Below are 17507 nucleotides of genomic sequence, written 5' to 3'. Positions count from 1 at the left end.
GGAGAGAGAAAATGTTAATGGTGCTGGGGCTGTTTGTCTTTGAACGACGAACCTTACCGTATCAGACAATGCAGTTTACAAAGGACTACCGTTGGGCGTCCAACGATCGCATCGGGAAACCCAAAGCCTGGCAGTATCTTGGCGAAGGCGAGACATCTTTTACCCTCACCGGGTTACTTTACCCGGAACTCACGGGAGGGCGACTTTCTCTCAAGGCGGTTGAGCTGATGGCGAATGAAGGACGGGCATGGCCGTTGATAGACGGTACCGGCATCATTCACGGCATGTTTGTCATTGAGAAAGTCACGCACACGCATTCGGATTTTTACAGTGACGGTACCGCCCGAAAAATTGAGTTTACCCTGTCGCTAAAACGCGTGGACGAATCGCTGATGACGACGTTTGGCGACCTGCGAACGCAGGCCTCAGAGCTGGTGGAAAGCGCACGGAATAGCATTGGAGGGCTGGTGGGATGATCACCGAAATGAATATCCGGGCGGGTGGAAAAATCGCCCCTGATTTTATGCTTAAGCTTGACGATCGTGATATCACGCAAAATTTCAGCCATCGTCTTATCAGCCTGACCATGACCGACAAACGGGGGCTGGAAGCCGATCAGCTGGATATTCTGCTGGATGATTCCGACGGGCTGCTGGACTTGCCTGCCCGGGGGGCAAGGCTGTCCTTATGGCTGGGATGGGAGGGAACCCCGCTCGAGGAGAAAGGGGACTTTACGATTGATGCGATTCATTTCCGGGGCGCGCCGGACACGCTGACCATCCAGGGATTCAGCGCAGATTTTCGTGGAAAGCTAAACGTGCGGCGCGAACAGTCGTGGCATGACATGACGATTGGCGCGATAGTCGATACCATCGCTCAGCGTAACCAGTTGACCGCCAGCGTCGCGTCGGGGCTTGCATCCATCGCCATCTCTCATATTGACCAGTCTCAGGAGACAGACGCGGCCTTCCTCTCCCGCCTTGCTGAACGTAATGGAGCATTTGTTTCAATCAAAGCCGGGAAGATTATCTTTATGAAAGCGGGCCAGGCCGTGACGGCCAGCGGCACTCCGCTTTCCTTAATGATGATTGAACGTGGGGATGGCGATAAGCACCTTTTTTCCATAACTGACCGTGAAAATTATTCCGGCGTAACGGCCAAATGGCTGCAAACGCGTGACCCCAAACAACAAAATCCTCAATTGAGTATTAATCGTCAGTCCGGAGGGCAGCAGACAGAAGCACTGCAGCACCCGGATGCCGCCGCACCGGTAGCGGGAGCAGCAGGCAAGGAGCAGAAACCGCAAGAGAGGCTGGTGGGATCGGCGGAGAACGTATTTGAGCTCACCACGGTTTATGCCTCTGAAGAACAGGCGCTCAGGGCTGCAGAGGCGAAGTGGCGCGCGCTTCAGCGGGGAACCGTGGAGTTTTCCATCCAGCTTGCGCTGGGACGCGCCGATCTGTTCCCCGAAACGCCGGTGCTGGTAAACGGTTTTAAACGCGTCATTGACGAGCAGGCGTGGATCATCAGCGAGGTGGTGCATACCCTCAACGATAGCGGATTTACCACGCAGCTTAAGCTTGAGCTGAACGTCAGCGACGAAAAATTTACTGTTGATAGTGAGTAATGTAGTTGCTATTGGTTTTATTTTGGGTATTATTGATTCACAAAATGTGAATCAAGTGGAGGGGTACATGTTTCATTGTCCTAAGTGCAAGCATTCAGCGCATGCGCGTACCAGTCGCTATCTCAGTGAAAATACCAAAGAGCGCTACCACCAGTGTACCAATGTGGACTGCAGCTGTACGTTCGTGACGATGGAGTCCGTGGAGCGTCTGATTGCGACGCCTGGCGCCTCTGAGAGTGTCCGAACGGCTTCACTGGCGCGCAGTTAGCGGCTACGCCACCTGCTCAAAATAATCAATAAAAAAAGCCACTCATTTGAGTGGCTTAAATTTTTGATTTTAAAGCTAAAATTTGGTGGCCCCTGCTGGACTTGAACCAGCGACCAAGCGATTATGAGTCGCCTGCTCTAACCACTGAGCTAAGGGGCCGTGGCGGTGAATTATAAAGTAACTCTCTACAGCAATCCAGCCATTCACACCTGCCTGCTGTTTTTATAAACAATGCATAATCAATCCTTTATACTTCCCTTACGATGGATTGATCGGGAGTAAAAATGATCAACGATATTCTGGCCCCTGGCCTGCGGGTGGTGTTCTGCGGAATCAACCCGGGTAAGTCCTCGGCGCACACCGGCTTTCACTTCGCCCATCCGGGCAATCGCTTCTGGAAAGTGATCCACCAGGCCGGGTTTACCGACAGATTACTCAGGCCCGAAGAGGAACAGCACCTGCTGGATACGCGCTGCGGCATTACTATGCTTGTCGAGCGCCCGACGGTGCAGGCGAGCGAGGTCAATCTGCATGAGCTCCGCAGCGGCGGACGGGAGTTGGTCAAAAAGATAGAGGACTATCAGCCCGCAGCGCTGGCGATCCTCGGCAAGCAGGCCTACGAGCAGGCGTTCAGCCAGCGCGGCGCTAAATGGGGTAAGCAGAGCATTACCATCGGCGTGACGCAGGTGTGGGTGCTGCCGAATCCAAGCAGGCTTAACAGGGCAACGCTGGATAAGCTGGTGGAGGCGTATCGGGAGCTGGATGAGGCGCTAATGGTGCGAGGGCTTTAGGGGCTCTGCGGCCTGACGCCCTCACCTCACATGACTAAGGGATCCCCACAACGTTATAGCAGCACGGAACAGTTCCCTCGCCCCTCCGGGGAGAGGGTTAGGGTGAGGGGAATATACGGCTGTGGTGATCATTCCGTTCACTTTATGTTCCTTGCTACTCTGTCACGACATGACCTGTGAACGTGCCAGGGTGGCTCAGGCGCCACCACCCTGGCGACCCGGGCTCCCGGCGGTAAATCGCCGCTTCGCGGTGCCCTCGGCTTATTCCTTCCGGCTTATCGGGGACGGGCGGAGGTAACGTCCCTGTAAAGCCCGCCCTCTCGGCGCATCCATGCGCCTCGCCCCGGCCTGCAGAAAACGCCTCAGCGATTTACAGCCGGATCAGAGCATCGCTGAGAGCCTGCATTCGCTCTGAAACAACGTTATTGCTTCTGCTTATAAATTACTGGGATCCCACAACCCACAGGAAGATGGAATACACAAAAAAAAAGCTCCCGATTGGGAGCTTTTTCACTGTCAGGACAGGTTAGTCGTCCAGGAAGCTACGCAGCACTTCAGAGCGGCTTGGATGACGCAGCTTACGCAGCGCCTTCGCTTCGATCTGACGGATACGTTCGCGGGTCACGTCGAACTGTTTACCCACTTCTTCCAGCGTGTGGTCGGTGTTCATGTCGATACCGAAACGCATACGCAGCACTTTTGCTTCACGGGCGGTCAGGCCGGCCAGAACGTCGTGCGTCGCTGCGCGCAGGCTCTCGGTGGTGGCAGAGTCCAGCGGCAGCTCGAGGGTGGTGTCCTCGATGAAATCACCCAGATGCGAATCTTCATCATCACCAATTGGTGTTTCCATGGAGATTGGCTCTTTGGCGATCTTCAGCACTTTACGGATCTTGTCTTCCGGCATCAGCATGCGCTCAGCCAGCTCTTCCGGCGTTGGCTCACGGCCCATCTCCTGCAGCATCTGGCGGGAGATACGATTGAGTTTGTTGATGGTCTCAATCATATGCACCGGAATACGGATGGTGCGCGCCTGATCCGCGATAGAGCGGGTGATAGCCTGACGGATCCACCAGGTAGCGTAGGTGGAGAACTTGTAACCACGACGGTATTCGAACTTATCTACCGCTTTCATCAGACCGATGTTGCCTTCCTGGATCAGATCCAGGAACTGCAGGCCACGGTTGGTGTATTTCTTGGCGATAGAGATAACCAGACGCAAGTTCGCCTCAACCATCTCTTTCTTCGCACGGCGGGCTTTCGCTTCACCGATAGACATACGACGGTTGATGTCCTTGACCTGCTCGATGGTCAGGCCGGTCTCTTCTTCAATCTGATGCAGCTTCTGCAGACCACGATAGACATCGTCCTTCACGTCGTGCAGTTTTTCAGACCACGGCTTGTTCATCGCGATAGCGGCGTTGAACCAGGTTTCGCTGGTTTCGTTGCCGGTGAAGAGGGTGATAAAGTTCTTCTTCGGCATTTTGCACTGCTCAACGCACAGCTTCATGATGATGCGTTCCTGGGTGCGTACGCGATCCATCATCACCCGCATGCTGTTTACCAGGTAGTCGAACTGTTTTGGCACCAGGCGGAACTGTTTGAATACTTCAGACAGTTTCAGGATCTCTTCCTGCGCGGCGGCATGGCTGCGGCCTTTCGCTTTGATGGTGTCACGCGTGACTTCGTACTGGGTACGCAGCTCGGCAAACTTCTCACGCGCCAGTTCCGGGTCGATGCTGTTGTCATCGTCCGCGCTGTCGTCGTCTTCTTCCTCATCTTCGTCTTCGTCGTCATCCATCTCTTCCTGAGACAGTTCGGAACCAACGTGAGTCGCGGTAGGCGCCAGATCTTCTTCCGCGTTCGGGTCAACAAAACCGGTGATCAGGTCAGACAGGCGCGCTTCTTCCGCTTCAACGCGATCGTACTGCTCCAGCAGATAGGTGATCGCTTCAGGGTATTCGGCAACAGAACACTGAACCTGGTTGATCCCGTCTTCGATGCGTTTTGCGATGTCAATTTCGCCTTCGCGGGTCAACAGTTCAACGGTACCCATTTCACGCATGTACATGCGGACCGGGTCAGTGGTACGCCCGATTTCAGATTCAACGCTGGACAGTACCTGTGCGGCAGCTTCTTCCGCATCTTCGTCGGTATTGTTGGAGGTTTCAGCCAGCAACAGATCATCGGCATCCGGTGCTTCTTCCATCACCTGAATGCCCATGTCATTGATCATTTGGATGATGTCTTCGATCTGATCTGAATCGACGATATCTTCCGGCAGATGGTCATTGACCTCGGCATAGGTCAGATAGCCTTGCTCCTTACCGCGTTGGACAAGAAGTTTCAGCTGTGACTGCGGGTTTTGCTCCATAAGACGGTATCCACACTTAATTCGTTTGATTGGTGTCGGCGATGGGGCTGCCAACCTTTAAAGCGAGGGCGTACTTATATTTTTGCCGCTGCCTCTCAGTGCGGCTGCCGGGGGCTTCCCGATCGATATTCGGCACTTAAGCCGTTAAATTTTTTTATTTCTTCGCCAGTTCCTGGTTAATCATCCAGAGTTCCCGGCGTTCTTCGCTGCTTAAGCCGTGCGTGCGCTCGCGAGCTATCAACTCTTCCTGGCGCAACTCAAGCATCGAATCAAACATATGGTTGAGCGAGTCGGTGAACGTTTTTTCTGCAATGTCCTTATCTGCTATATCGTCCCACATCGACAATTTTTCAAGGGTAGCGGCCTCTTTTGTGCCGCGATAATGTTCTAAAAGTTGTCCGGTGGTCAGACCTGGCTGAGACAAACACGTGTTGACCAGTTCTGAAAATAAGCCAAGTCCGGGCAATTTTTCGTGGTTCAAACCCGCCAGCGATGGCACTTGCGGAGCAAGTTCGGGGTTTTGTACCAGTAACCCTATCAGTATACGCATGGTTGTGCGTTTTAGCTGAGGCGCGGGGCGAACCGTGCCGTTTTCAGCCTGTTTAGGCATTAAACGTTCAAGCTGGCTGTCATCCAGAATGCCGAGCTTGTTGCCTAACTCCTGACGCAGATAGATACGCAGCGTTTCGCCGGGCACCTGGCTGATTAACGGCAGCGCCAGCGTACTGAGCTGCGCGCGCCCGTCAGGGGTACTTAAATCCACCTGCGGCATCAGGCTGTTAAACAGAAACGTGGAGAGCGGCTGAGCCTGATCCATCCGCGCTTCAAACGCCGCTTTGCCCTCTTTACGCACCAGCGTATCCGGATCTTCGCCATCCGGCAGGAACATAAAGCGTAGCTGACGCCCGTCGGTCATATACGGTAGCGCCGTTTCCAGCGCACGCCAGGCGGCATCGCGTCCTGCGCGGTCACCGTCGTAACAGCAAATCACGTTGTTGGTGACGCGAAACAGCAGCTGGATATGGTCTGCCGTCGTGGACGTTCCTAATGACGCCACCGCGTAGTTAATGTCGTACTGCGCCAGCGCGACAACGTCCATATAGCCTTCGACGACCAGAAGACGCGGAGGTTCCGCGTTATCCTGCTGCGCCTCATAAAGACCGTAAAGCTGGCGGCCCTTATGGAAAATATCGGTTTCCGGGGAGTTGAGGTATTTCGGCAGGGCATCACCCAGCACGCGACCACCAAAACCAATCACCCGGCCACGCTTATCGCGGATCGGGAACATCACCCGTTCACGGAAGCGGTCGTAGCTTCGTCCCTGGTCGTTGGTGACCAGCATGCCTGCGTCGATGAGAGACTTACGATCTTCGCTATTGCCGCCAAAACGTTTTAACACGTTGTCCCAGCCGGGCGGGGCGTAACCAATAGCGAAGCGCGCAATCACATCGTCGCTCAGTCCGCGCTTTGTCAGGTATTGACGCGCAGGCTCAGCCGCAGAGTGCTTAAGAGACTGTTGGTAAAACGAATTCAGGCCATCCATCAGTTGATACAGCGTTTGCCGTTGATGGCGCTCGATCTGACTTGGCCCACTGCCTGCTTCATACGGCACTTCAAGGTTATGCATCGCCGCCAGCTCTTCGACGGTTTCAACGAACTCGAGCTTGTCGTAGTTCATCAAAAAATCGACGGCATTACCGTGTGCGCCACAGCCAAAGCAATGGTAGAACTGCTTTTCACCGTTAACGGTGAAAGAGGGGGTTTTTTCGTTATGGAACGGACAGCACGCATGGTAGTTCTTGCCCTGCTTTTTCAGCTTTACCCGCGCGTCGATGAGATCGACGATGTCGGTTCTGGCAAGCAGATCGTTGATGAAAACGCGTGGGATTCTTCCGGCCATATGCCCCAAAAATTTAAGCGACTTATAAACGAAAACAAGCCGCGCATTCCTTCCGGAAGCACGGCCTTACGACTACTACTCTGTCTGTCAATTGAGGACTGAAGCCCTCAAGCGATTAGTACAGACGAGTACGGCGTGCGTTTTCGCGAGCCAGTTTCTTCGCGTGACGTTTCACAGCGGAAGCTTTAGCGCGCTTACGTTCGGTCGTTGGTTTTTCATAAAACTCACGACGACGAACTTCAGCCAGAACACCTGCTTTCTCGCATGAACGTTTGAAGCGACGCAGTGCTACGTCGAACGGCTCGTTTTCACGTACTTTAATTACCGGCATGTAACTCTCACCTTTAATAAATTCGGTTTGCCGCTGGCATCAACGCCAGCTTATTTCAAAATGGTGCGGAATTTTACTGCAAATGCTGCTGCTTTGTAAAGCACCGATGCGATTTTGAAAGGGACTTTAATAAGGGTGAGGAGTATACACGAGCCTTCTTCCTGGGGCGAACAAAGTTTTACATCACCCCGCCCAGGCTCTACACTGCGCGGTAGTGAAACGAGGTAAAACAAGTCATGCGTGTACTGGGTATTGAAACATCCTGCGATGAAACCGGCATCGCCATTTACGACGACGAAAAAGGCCTTCTGGCCAACCAACTGTATAGTCAGGTGAAATTGCACGCTGACTACGGCGGCGTCGTGCCGGAACTGGCCTCTCGTGACCACGTGCGTAAAACGGTTCCCCTGATTCAGGCGGCGCTGAAAGAGGCCGGGTTACGTTCAACTGATATTGATGCCGTGGCCTATACCGCGGGTCCGGGTCTGGTGGGCGCGCTGCTGGTTGGCGCGACGGTAGGCCGTTCGCTGGCGTTCGCGTGGGACGTGCCGGCCATTCCGGTTCACCATATGGAAGGTCACCTTCTGGCGCCGATGCTGGAAGAGAATCCGCCTGAGTTCCCCTTTGTTGCGCTGCTGGTTTCCGGCGGTCATACGCAGCTGATTAGCGTAACGGGCATTGGCAAATACGCGCTGTTGGGCGAGTCGATCGACGACGCCGCCGGTGAAGCGTTCGACAAAACCGCCAAGCTGCTGGGGCTGGATTATCCTGGCGGCCCGATGCTCTCGAAAATGGCGTCGCAGGGAACGGAAGGGCGCTTTGTCTTCCCGCGTCCGATGACCGACCGTCCAGGGCTGGACTTCAGCTTCTCCGGGCTGAAAACTTTCGCGGCGAATACGATTCGTAATAACGACGACAGCGAACAGACCCGTGCCGATATCGCCCGCGCGTTCGAAGATGCGGTGGTCGATACGCTGATGATCAAGTGCAAGCGCGCGCTGGATCAGACCGGCTTTAAGCGTCTGGTGATGGCGGGCGGCGTCAGCGCCAACCGCACGCTGCGCGCGAAGCTGGCTGAGATGATGCAAAAGCGTCGCGGGGAAGTGTTTTATGCCCGTCCAGAGTTCTGTACCGATAACGGCGCGATGATCGCTTACGCCGGGATGGTGCGTCTTAACGCGGGGGCAACGTCTGACCTGAGCGTGTCCGTGCGTCCGCGCTGGCCGCTGGCGGAACTGCCTGAGGCGTGAGTTTTTTGCCCGGTGGCGCTGCGCTTACTGGGCCTACAAAAACCGTAGGCCGGGTCAGGCGAAGCCGCCACCCGGCGATAAACCGCATTACACCCGCAACATCCCTTTTTCTTCCAGAAACGCGATAATCGTCGCCAGACCGTCACCCGCTTTCAGATTGGTAAACGTCCACGGACGTTCGCCACGCATGCGGTTGGTATCGCGCGCCATCACGTCGAGCGACGCACCCACGTAGGGCGCGAGATCGGTTTTGTTGATCACCAGAAAGTCAGATTTGGTGATCCCCGGCCCGCCCTTACGCGGGATTTTTTCCCCTTCGGCCACGTCTATCACGTAGATAGTGAGATCCGCCAGTTCCGGGCTGAACGTCGCGCTCAGGTTATCCCCGCCGCTTTCGACGAAGATCAGGTCCAGATTGCCGAATTTCTCGCTTAACGCTTCCACCGCCGCCAGGTTCATCGAGGCATCTTCGCGGATGGCGGTATGCGGGCAGCCGCCGGTCTCCACGCCAACAATGCGCTCTGGCTCCAGTGCGCCCGCCTCGGTCAGGATGCGCTGATCCTCTTTGGTGTAGATATCGTTAGTGACTACCGCAAGATGATATGTATCGCGCATTGCCTTGCAGAGCGCTTCCAGCAGGGCGGTTTTACCCGACCCTACCGGGCCGCCGACGCCGACGCGCAGGGGATGTTTGTAATCAGCCATGTTGGCTCCTCAGGAACGGAATAGTCGTGAATATTGTGTTTCGTGGCGCGCGGAGGCGATGGCAGACAGCGGCGTGGCTGCGCCCAGTGCGTCGTCGTCACGTAAAAATGCCTCTTCGAACCCGGCGGCGAAGTGGTCGCTCAGGTCGATAATCAACTGCTGCGCCGCCTGCTGCCCAAACGGCACCAGCTTAACGCCCGCCATCACCGCGCTCTCAATCCAGCTGTAGCCGAGACTGAGCGCCAGTTCGCGCGCGCCAATGCCCCAGCGCACGCCGAGCCACGCCATGCCGCAGAGCTGGCTCTGCATACACAGTGTCAGCCATTCAGTCGGGCAGTCAGGCTCCCAGCTTTTAATCAGGCGCGTAAAGGCCGCGCCACGGTTGCGCTCCTCATCGCGCAGCTCGCGCGTTTCCCGGCAGGCGAGCAGGTATGCCGTCCAGCGTTTTGCCGCCACCCAATCCTGTTGTTCGCAGGCGAGATACAGGCGAGTAAAGAGCGGCAGATCGACGCAGTAAAAGCTCTGCTCCATCTGCTGGATTTGCCAGCGTTTAAAGGCGTCGGCATTCGTGACCCAGCCTGCCTCTACCGCCCACTCCAGCCCCTGCGACCAGGTAAACGACCCAACCGGCAGGCTACTGCTGGAGAGCTGCATCAGGCGCAGCCACTGGCGGGCGTGCTCCATCAGCTCATCAACGCCAGCAGGGCAGAGACAATCAACCCACCGCCGAACGTTTTACGCAGGCCGTCATGACGGCGCAGCAGTAAACCTGCCGCGAAGCTGGCGCACAGCACCGTGGCGCTGGCGAACATAAACCCGCTGGTGAAGAGCCAGAAGCTGTGGCCGGACATCTCCACACCGTGTGCCCAGCCGTGGAACATCGCCAGAGCAGGTACCGCCAGCAGCAGACGGTTTTCAGTTTTAAACATCATCACGCCGCAGACCGCCAGCGAGGCGATAATCAGCATCTCCATGCCGCTAAATCCGCCGAGCAGACTGCCTGCAACAGCGCCAACGAGCATCATCCCGAGAGTGGCAAACGGTAGCAGGAGTTTGCGGCCACTCAGCGCCGAGAGCACGCCCGCGCCGGTAAGCATCAGCAGGTGATCGAGCCCGGTCAGGGGATGGAAAAAACCGGCCTGGAAGCTGTCGGCACCGTGGCCTGGATGGGCGAGCGCCGGAACGGAAAAGGCCAGCAGTAACAGGGGTAGGAGCTTGCGCATAATTAATCCTTAATGTGAATGAGCGTGAGAGTGGCTATGGCTGTGGGCATCGCTGGCATAGGCGCCCGCTTCCGGTTCAAACGGCAGGGAGTCGAAGGTCACCTCCAGCCCGAACGGGCGCAGCATGTCGTCGAGAACGTGATCGTGGTGATAGCGCAGTTCGCCGGGCATGATCTGCAGCGGCACGTGGCGATTGCCCAGGTGGTAGCAGGCGCGGGCGAGCAGGAACGGGTCGGCGCAGCGCACCACGGAGACCGACTCTGCCGCTGCGATCACTTCGATGACCTCACTACCGTCGTCTGTCGTCAGCAGGTCCCCCCCGCGCAGCAGCAGGCCGCGCGGCAACATCAGCCCTGCTTCGCGGCCGTCGTTCAGCGCCACGCGGGCGCGGCTTTTCACCCGCACGTCAATCGGCAGCGTGACGCTGGCGGTAATCGGGTGCGCGTGGTCCAGGCGTTGGGTTAAATAGATCATCATCACTCCTCAGAACAGGAAATAGCGTTGCGCCATCGGCAGAACGTCGGCCGGTTCGCTGGTTATCAGTTCACCGTCGACGCGCACCTCGTAGGTTTGCGAATCGACGGTAATATTGGGCAGTAAACCGTTGTGGATCATGTCGGTCTTCTTCACCGTCCGGCAGCCTTTCACCACCGCCGTGGCGCTTTGCAGATTGAGCTGCTGCGGGACGCCGTTCGCGCTGGCGGCCTGGGAGATAAACGTCAGCCGGGTGGCGTGGCGCGCGGCACCCAGCGCGCCAAACATCGGGCGGTAATGCACCGGCTGCGGCGTGGGGATCGAGGCGTTAATATCGCCCATCGGCGCGCAGGCGATCATTCCGCCTTTGACGATGGTGGCAGGTTTGACGCCGAAGAACGCCGGTGACCAGACCACCAGATCCGCCAGCTTGCCCGCCTCAATGGAACCGACCTCATGGGCGATGCCGTGGGTCAGCGCCGGGTTGATGGTGTACTTAGCGACATAGCGCTTCACGCGGAAGTTGTCGTTATCGCCGGTCTCTTCCGGCAGGGCGCCGCGCTGGACCTTCATGCGGTGCGCAACCTGCCAGGTACGGATAATCACTTCTCCCACGCGGCCCATGGCCTGTGAATCTGACGAAGTGAGCGAGAACGCGCCGATATCGTGCAGCACGTCTTCAGCGGCGATGGTCTCCCGGCGAATGCGCGACTCGGCAAACGCCACGTCCTCGGCAATATCCGGGTCGAGGTGGTGGCAGACCATCAGCATGTCGAGATGCTCGTCGATGGTGTTCACCGTGTAGGGCAGCGTCGGGTTGGTGGAGGAGGGCAGAATATTCGGATGCGCGCAGGCGGTGATAATATCCGGCGCATGGCCGCCACCCGCGCCTTCGGTATGGAAGGTGTGGATGGTGCGCCCACCAATCGCGGCCAGCGTGTCCTCGACAAACCCGGACTCGTTCAGCGTGTCGCTGTGCAGCGCCACCTGAATATCCATCTCTTCGGCAACCTCCAGCGAGCAGTTGATCGCCGCGGGCGTTGCGCCCCAGTCTTCGTGGATCTTCAGCCCAATAGCGCCAGCCGCGACCTGCTCGCGCAGGGCGTCCGGGTTAGAGCCATTACCTTTGCCGAGGAGGCCGATATTCACTGGTAGCGTATCGGCTGCCTGCAGCATACGCGCGATGTACCACGGCCCTGGCGTGCAGGTGGTGGCGTTGGTGCCCGCCGCAGGGCCGGTGCCGCCGCCGATCATGGTGGTCACGCCGGAAACCAGCGCCTCTTCCGCCTGCTGCGGGCAGATCCAGTGAATATGGGTGTCGATCCCGCCCGCGGTCACGATCTTCCCTTCGGCGGCAATCACTTCCGTTGCGGCGCCGATTGGGATCGTCACGCCGGGCTGAATATCCGGGTTACCGGCTTTACCGACGGCAAAGATCCGCCCGTTCTTGACGCCGATATCGGCTTTCACGATCCCCCAGTGATCGACGATCAACGCGTTGGTGAGCACCAGATCCACGCAGTCGTCGGCGGTCATCTGCCCCTGGCCCATACCGTCGCGGATCACCTTTCCGCCGCCGAATTTGACCTCTTCACCGTAGACCGTGAGATCGTCTTCCACTTCGATCCATAGCTCGCTGTCGGCCAGCCGCACTTTATCGCCGGTGGTGGGGCCGAACATATCGGCATACGCCCGGCGTGAAATGTCAGCCATTTTTCACCTCCCCCATCACCTCGCCGCGAAACCCGAAAATACGCTGCGCGCCCGTCACCTGTACCAGCGTGACTTCCCGCTTCTGGCCGGGCTCGAAACGCACGGCGGTGCCTGCCGGAATATTCAGCCGGTAGCCTCTGGTGGCTTCCCGGTCGAACTTCAGCGCCGGGTTGACCTCGTAAAAGTGATAGTGCGATCCGACCTGTATCGGCCTGTCGCCGTGGTTTTCAACAATCACTTGTTGGGTTTCACGCCCGACGTTGAGGGCAACCGTGCCGGGCTGGATCTGGTATTCGCCAGGGATCATGACGTGCTCCTTAGACGATCGGATTGTGGACTGTGACGAGCTTGGAGCCGTCCGGGAAGGTGGCCTCCACCTGAATATCCGGGATCATCTCCGGTACGCCCTCCATTACCTGGTCGCGCGTCAGAACGTGACGACCCGCTTCCATCAGCGAGGCGACGGTTTCGCCATCGCGCGCGCCTTCCATAATAAAGGCGCTGATCAGCGCGACCGATTCTGGATAATTGAGCTTAACCCCGCGCGCAAGGCGGCGTTCGGCAACCAGCGCGGCGGTGAACAGCAACAGCTTGTCTTTTTCTCTGGGGGTCAGTTCCATAACGTTTCTCTTATGTCTGCCAGATACGCGGCGAACAGGCATTTTTAGGGGTGAGAAGCGGGCGAAGCGACTGCCAGATGTCGCGCATCACCCGCTGGCAAATCAGGTTATCGTGGGAGAGGAAACGCACCGACAGCAGATCGTCGGTAAGCGTTGCACCTGCATAATTTCCCAGCGGTGCGAGGCGCTCGCGGACCGTATCAAGATGCGTTTCCCCGGCCGGATAGAACAGCAGCGTGCCGAGCCACGGATGTCCGGCAACGGGCGCAAGATCGCCGTCGCTCAGGTGCTGACGCTCAATCAGGCGCGGTTCATCGTCTACCCAGACCTCAAGGCGGCTCTCCAGCGTGCCGTGGCTGAAGGTTTCACCGATTACCGGGCGACCCAGGCAATACAACTCCCACGCCAGCAGCGTGCTGGAGGCCTTCAGGTGGAAGACGGAGCGCAGTGCGGCATTGGCACCGGGAAAGAGGATGGTATCTTGCGGCAGCCACTCCAGCGTGGATCCATCATCGAGATAAAAGTGTTGATTCAGACAGGCCTGCGGGCCGCTGCTGCGATAGAACTTACTGGCGCCGGGCATGGTGATAAGCGCGTGGCTTTTGGCGTCCAGCCGAACGGAAATGTCCAGCGTATCGCCGCCCACAATGCCGCCGGGCGGATGCAGTAAATAGAGGTGACAGGTTTCCCCTTCGGGATAAAACGGGCGTTGAACGGTGAGCGGCCCGACGTGGTGGGCGGCGTGCAGGAGGGTTTTCTCAGGGGTGTGACAAAACAGCAGGGCAAGCGATGCCTGCCAGCCTTTATACGTATTATCAGTGACCTGAGCTGCTAACATGCTGCATCCATTTCCACACCATCGGGATACGTTTCAGTATGCCCTGGCGGAAATGAAGGCTGTCATATGAGTCGCTTATGGATACGTTTTCTGCTGCCGGCGTTGCGCGTTTTACTCCGGATCTTTTTTCTTTCGCTTGAGCTTCGTCCAGATTTTGGTCTCCTGACGACGCCACAGACGCTGAATATTATCGTGATGACGCAGCAGGATCAGGCAGGAGAGCATTGACACCGGGAAGGTGAACTGGGGTTTGAACCACCAGACGTAAAACGGGGCAATGAGCGCGCTGACGATGGCGCCGAGCGAGGAATAACCGCTCAGCAAGATGGTGAGCAGCCAGGTGCCCGCCATTACGCCGGTAAGATCCCAGCCGATAGGGGCGATAGCGCCAAAGGCGGTTGCAACGCCTTTACCACCTTTAAAACCGAAGAAAACGGGCCAGATGTGGCCGACGCAGGCCGCAATCGCAATGAGCCCCAGCCAGAACGGCGTGACGCCCAGCGCATAAGCGCCCCAGACGGGTAGCATCCCTTTCAGAACATCAAAAATCAAAACCGCTACGGCTGCTCCCTTGCCGCCAATTCTAAGTACGTTGGTCGCTCCCGGATTCCCGGAACCACTTTCACGCGGGTCAGGTAACCCGGCAATGCGGCAGACCAGAATGGCGCTGGAGATTGAGCCGCAAAGATAGGCGAGGAGGATCATTCCAGGCGCGATTGCACTCATAACGCTGTTCCGTTTTGAAAATGTATCTGTATTCTCAGCATCTGTGGATAATACGCATAATTCGCCGGAAGTGGTATCCGGTTTAGCCAAAAAGCAGGCAGGTCGTGATGGATATTGTATTTATAGAGCAACTTTCGGTAATCACCACAATTGGTGTTTACGACTGGGAACAGACCATCGAGCAGAAGTTAGTGTTCGATATCGAAATGGGCTGGGACAACCGCAAGTCAGCAAAAAGCGATGATGTGAATGACTGTCTGAGCTACGCCGACATCAGTGAAACGGTCATCGGCCATGTGGAAGGACAGCGTTTTGCGCTGGTGGAACGTGTGGCGGAAGAGGTGGCGGAACTGCTGCTGACCAAATTCAACTCACCGTGGGTGCGCATCAAGCTGAGCAAGCCGGGAGCGGTAGCGCGTGCGGCCAATGTGGGCGTGATTATCGAGCGTGGCACAAATCTGAAAGGTAAGATTTAACGTCATAATTGCTAAACCATTTTAGGTTATATCGGTCTTATAGCTGTATCTTTCACGGGAGCCGTTGGGGCGACCGTTTTTTTATATCTTTTTAGGGGTTTATAGATGAGCGATATGCACTCGCTGCTGGTGGCGGCAATACTGGGTGTGGTCGAAGGATTGACGGAGTTTTTGCCAGTTTCCAGTACGGGCCATATGATTATCGTTGGCCATCTGCTGGGCTTTGAAGGCGATACCGCAAAGACGTTTGAAGTCGTCATTCAGCTCGGTTCTATTCTGGCGGTGGTCGTGATGTTCTGGCGTCGCCTGTTTGGCCTGATCGGCATCCACTTTGGCCGTCTGCCGCAGCGTGAAGGCGAAGGCTCGGGGCGCCTGACGCTCATTCATATTCTGCTCGGGATGATCCCCGCAGTGGTGCTGGGCCTGGTTTTCCACGATGCCATCAAATCGCTGTTTAACCCTATTAACGTGATGTACGCGCTGGTGGTCGGTGGCTTCCTGCTGATTGCTGCCGAAGTGCTGAAGCCTAAAACCCCGCGTGCGGAAGGGCTGGACGATATGACGTATCGTCAGGCATTTATCATTGGTTGCTTCCAGTGTCTGGCGCTGTGGCCGGGCTTCTCCCGTTCTGGGGCAACGATTTCCGGCGGGATGTTGATGGGCGTGAGCCGTTACGCGGCGTCGGAGTTCTCGTTCCTGCTGGCGGTGCCAATGATGATGGGCGCCACCGCGCTGGATCTCTACAAAAGCATTGGCTTCCTGACCACGGGTGACATTCCGATGTTTGCCGTGGGCTTTGTCACCGCCTTTATCGTGGCGCTGATTGCCATCAAAACCTTCTTGCAGCTGATTAAGCGTATCTCGTTCATTCCGTTCGCGATCTACCGCTTTATTGTCGCGGCTGCCGTTTACGTGGTCTTCTTCTGATGACCCACTGCCCTCAGTCTTTCGGCTGAGGGCAACGTTTTTCCTTCCACGCCGTTACGGCCTCAATTCGCCGTTTCGTCAGCTCTTCACGAATTTCCGGGCCTTTAAATCCTGCCTCGACAACGTCTTTCGTCGGCACCGCTTTTGCCACAATCCACGCTTCGCGCAGCAGTCGCCCCTGAGGGTAATCGGATGCTTCAAACCCGGTGCGGCCGCGAACGTCGGCTTCGCTGGTGAGTGCGATCTGCTCCACGCGCTGCGGCTTGCGCCAGGCGTCGATATTATCGAACAGCTTCACGATAGTGGCGGGTTTCAGGATCGGGAAGGTGTGGATCAGGTCGTGGAATTCAGCGACCAGTTTTGCCAGGTCACGGATCTCATTCGGCACGCGCAGGCGCTGACAAAGCCCTTCTACCAGCTTTACGCCTGCCGGGCCGTGACCATGATGCCGTGGCCAGAATTCTTTCGGCGTTAAGCCTTTGCCGAGATCGTGGCAGAGGGTGGAAAAACGCACGTCTACTTCAGGACTGAGCATGGCCGCCATGCTCAGCGTCATCAGCGTGTGCACACCGGTATCAATTTCCGGATGCCATTTTGCCGGCGCGGGTACGCCAAACAGCGCGTCGATTTCAGGGAACAGCACCTTTAGTGCGCCGCAGTCACGCAGGACCTGGAAAAAGACCTGTGGGTTGCGGGTGGTCAGGGCATTTTCCGTCTCTTTCCAGACGCGCTCCGGCGTCAGGTGTTCTAATTCGCCCGCCTCGGTCATGGCCGTCATCAGCGCCATCGTCTCATCCGCAATGCGGAAGCTCAGATGGGCGTAACGCGCGGCAAAGCGCGCCACGCGCAGAACGCGGAGCGGATCTTCAGAAAATGCCGGGGAGACGTGACGTAAAAGACGGTTGCGCAGGTCATCCCGCCCGCCGTAGGCATCGATGATTTGGCCGTTTTCGTCCTGTGCCAGGGCGTTAATGGTGAGATCGCGGCGCAGCAAATCCTGCTCCAGCGTCACGTCCGGCGCGGCGTAGCAGGTGAAACCCGTATAGCCGGAGCCGGATTTCCGTTCGGTACGCGCCAGAGCGTACTCTTCGCGGCTTTGCGGATGAAGAAACACGGGAAAATCGCGGCCTACCTGCTGGTAGCCCGCGTCGAGCATCTCTTCCGGGGTGGCGCCAACGACGACCCAGTCTTTATCTTTGACCGGCAGACCTAACAACGCATCACGTACCGCACCACCGACCAGATAACTCTTCACGCCCAACTCTCC

At 57.1% G+C, this 17507-nt stretch carries 19 protein-coding genes, 1 tRNA gene and 1 pseudogene; 7 read left to right on the top strand and 14 right to left on the bottom strand.

From position 1 onward, the window contains the following. Positions 1-11: 11 nt before the first annotated feature. The 3 genes from AAER43_RS19620 (at position 12) to AAER43_RS19610 (ending at position 1895) form a co-directional block, all read left to right on the top strand. Positions 12-476, top strand: a complete 465-nt coding sequence (locus tag AAER43_RS19620; RefSeq protein WP_050861926.1) for a phage tail protein — start codon at positions 12-14, stop codon at positions 474-476. Further along, positions 473-1627 carry a phage late control D family protein gene (locus AAER43_RS19615; RefSeq protein WP_050861927.1) on the top strand — a complete coding sequence of 385 codons (1155 nt, stop codon included), beginning with the start codon at positions 473-475 and terminating at the stop codon, positions 1625-1627. Before AAER43_RS19620 ends, AAER43_RS19615 begins: the two co-directional genes overlap by 4 nt. A 67-nt stretch (positions 1628-1694) precedes the next feature. Beyond that, positions 1695-1895, top strand: coding sequence for an ogr/Delta-like zinc finger family protein (locus AAER43_RS19610; RefSeq protein ID WP_032635529.1), 201 nt, complete (start codon positions 1695-1697; stop codon positions 1893-1895). Positions 1896-1978: 83 nt separating this feature from the next. Here the strand turns inward: AAER43_RS19610 and AAER43_RS19605 are convergent. Beyond that, positions 1979-2054: transfer RNA gene (locus tag AAER43_RS19605), tRNA-Ile, on the bottom strand. Between the two features lie 125 nt (positions 2055-2179). Here AAER43_RS19605 and mug point away from each other — a divergent pair. After that, positions 2180-2686: a G/U mismatch-specific DNA glycosylase gene (gene mug / locus AAER43_RS19600; protein ID WP_050861928.1), complete on the top strand. Its 507-nt coding sequence runs from the start codon at positions 2180-2182 to the stop codon at positions 2684-2686. A gap of 526 nt (positions 2687-3212) precedes the next feature. Here mug and rpoD read toward each other — a convergent pair. From rpoD to rpsU, 3 genes and pseudogenes are all read right to left on the bottom strand, one after another. Then, positions 3213-5057, bottom strand: a complete 1845-nt coding sequence (gene rpoD / locus AAER43_RS19595) for an RNA polymerase sigma factor RpoD (protein ID WP_014885285.1) — start codon at positions 5055-5057, stop codon at positions 3213-3215. Positions 5058-5152: 95 nt separating this feature from the next. Then, a pseudogene (dnaG, locus tag AAER43_RS19590) lies at positions 5153-6957 on the bottom strand (DNA primase). A 115-nt stretch (positions 6958-7072) separates the two neighbouring features. After that, positions 7073-7288 carry a 30S ribosomal protein S21 gene (gene rpsU, locus AAER43_RS19585; protein WP_001144069.1) on the bottom strand — a complete coding sequence of 72 codons (216 nt, stop codon included), beginning with the start codon at positions 7286-7288 and terminating at the stop codon, positions 7073-7075. 236 nt (positions 7289-7524) lie between these two features. On the opposite strand from rpsU, the gene tsaD reads away from it, so the two are divergent. Then, positions 7525-8538: a tRNA (adenosine(37)-N6)-threonylcarbamoyltransferase complex transferase subunit TsaD gene (gene tsaD, locus AAER43_RS19580; RefSeq protein WP_014885283.1), complete on the top strand. Its 1014-nt coding sequence runs from the start codon at positions 7525-7527 to the stop codon at positions 8536-8538. Positions 8539-8625: 87 nt separating this feature from the next. Here the strand turns inward: tsaD and ureG are convergent, their stop codons facing one another. From ureG to plsY, 9 genes are all read right to left on the bottom strand, one after another. Then, on the bottom strand, positions 8626-9243 hold the full coding sequence (ureG, locus tag AAER43_RS19575; protein ID WP_014885282.1) for an urease accessory protein UreG: 618 nt from the start codon (positions 9241-9243) through the stop codon (positions 8626-8628). 9 nt (positions 9244-9252) lie between these two features. After that, entirely contained in the window at positions 9253-9927 is a 675-nt protein-coding gene (locus AAER43_RS19570) for an urease accessory protein UreF (RefSeq protein ID WP_014885281.1), read from the bottom strand. Further along, entirely contained in the window at positions 9927-10466 is a 540-nt protein-coding gene (locus AAER43_RS19565; protein ID WP_014885280.1) for a HupE/UreJ family protein, read from the bottom strand. Before AAER43_RS19565 ends, AAER43_RS19570 begins: the two co-directional genes overlap by 1 nt. Positions 10467-10475: 9 nt before the next feature. Beyond that, positions 10476-10940 (bottom strand): urease accessory protein UreE, encoded by a 465-nt coding sequence (ureE, locus tag AAER43_RS19560; protein WP_014885279.1) that lies wholly within the window; start codon positions 10938-10940, stop codon positions 10476-10478. 9 nt (positions 10941-10949) lie between these two features. Next, positions 10950-12653 carry an urease subunit alpha gene (ureC, locus tag AAER43_RS19555; RefSeq protein WP_014885278.1) on the bottom strand — a complete coding sequence of 568 codons (1704 nt, stop codon included), beginning with the start codon at positions 12651-12653 and terminating at the stop codon, positions 10950-10952. Further along, the gene (locus AAER43_RS19550; protein ID WP_014885277.1) at positions 12646-12960 is read right to left on the bottom strand and encodes an urease subunit beta; all 315 of its coding nucleotides are present in this window, start codon (positions 12958-12960) and stop codon (positions 12646-12648) included. Before AAER43_RS19550 ends, ureC begins: the two co-directional genes overlap by 8 nt. Before the next feature lie 10 nt (positions 12961-12970). Then, the gene (locus AAER43_RS19545; RefSeq protein ID WP_003862556.1) at positions 12971-13273 is read right to left on the bottom strand and encodes an urease subunit gamma; all 303 of its coding nucleotides are present in this window, start codon (positions 13271-13273) and stop codon (positions 12971-12973) included. Positions 13274-13283: 10 nt separating this feature from the next. Next, positions 13284-14111, bottom strand: a complete 828-nt coding sequence (locus tag AAER43_RS19540) for an urease accessory protein UreD (protein WP_023338794.1) — start codon at positions 14109-14111, stop codon at positions 13284-13286. A 111-nt stretch (positions 14112-14222) separates the two neighbouring features. Continuing rightward, positions 14223-14837 carry a glycerol-3-phosphate 1-O-acyltransferase PlsY gene (gene plsY, locus AAER43_RS19535; protein ID WP_014833311.1) on the bottom strand — a complete coding sequence of 205 codons (615 nt, stop codon included), beginning with the start codon at positions 14835-14837 and terminating at the stop codon, positions 14223-14225. 107 nt (positions 14838-14944) lie between these two features. On the opposite strand from plsY, the gene folB reads away from it, so the two are divergent. Next, complete coding sequence (gene folB, locus AAER43_RS19530) at positions 14945-15313, top strand: bifunctional dihydroneopterin aldolase/7,8-dihydroneopterin epimerase (RefSeq protein WP_014885275.1); 369 nt, start codon at positions 14945-14947, stop codon at positions 15311-15313. Positions 15314-15418: 105 nt separating this feature from the next. After that, positions 15419-16240, top strand: a complete 822-nt coding sequence (gene bacA, locus AAER43_RS19525) for an undecaprenyl-diphosphate phosphatase (RefSeq protein WP_014885274.1) — start codon at positions 15419-15421, stop codon at positions 16238-16240. Positions 16241-16253: 13 nt separating this feature from the next. Here bacA and AAER43_RS19520 read toward each other — a convergent pair whose 3' ends face one another. Beyond that, positions 16254-17495, bottom strand: coding sequence for a multifunctional CCA addition/repair protein (locus AAER43_RS19520; protein ID WP_050861953.1), 1242 nt, complete (start codon positions 17493-17495; stop codon positions 16254-16256). Positions 17496-17507 lie beyond the last annotated feature (12 nt).

This window comes from Enterobacter sp. FUJ80071, assembly GCF_038739915.1.
Taxonomy (GTDB): Bacteria; Pseudomonadota; Gammaproteobacteria; order Enterobacterales; family Enterobacteriaceae; genus Enterobacter; species Enterobacter kobei.
This window is presented reverse-complemented; position numbering and strand designations above follow the sequence as displayed.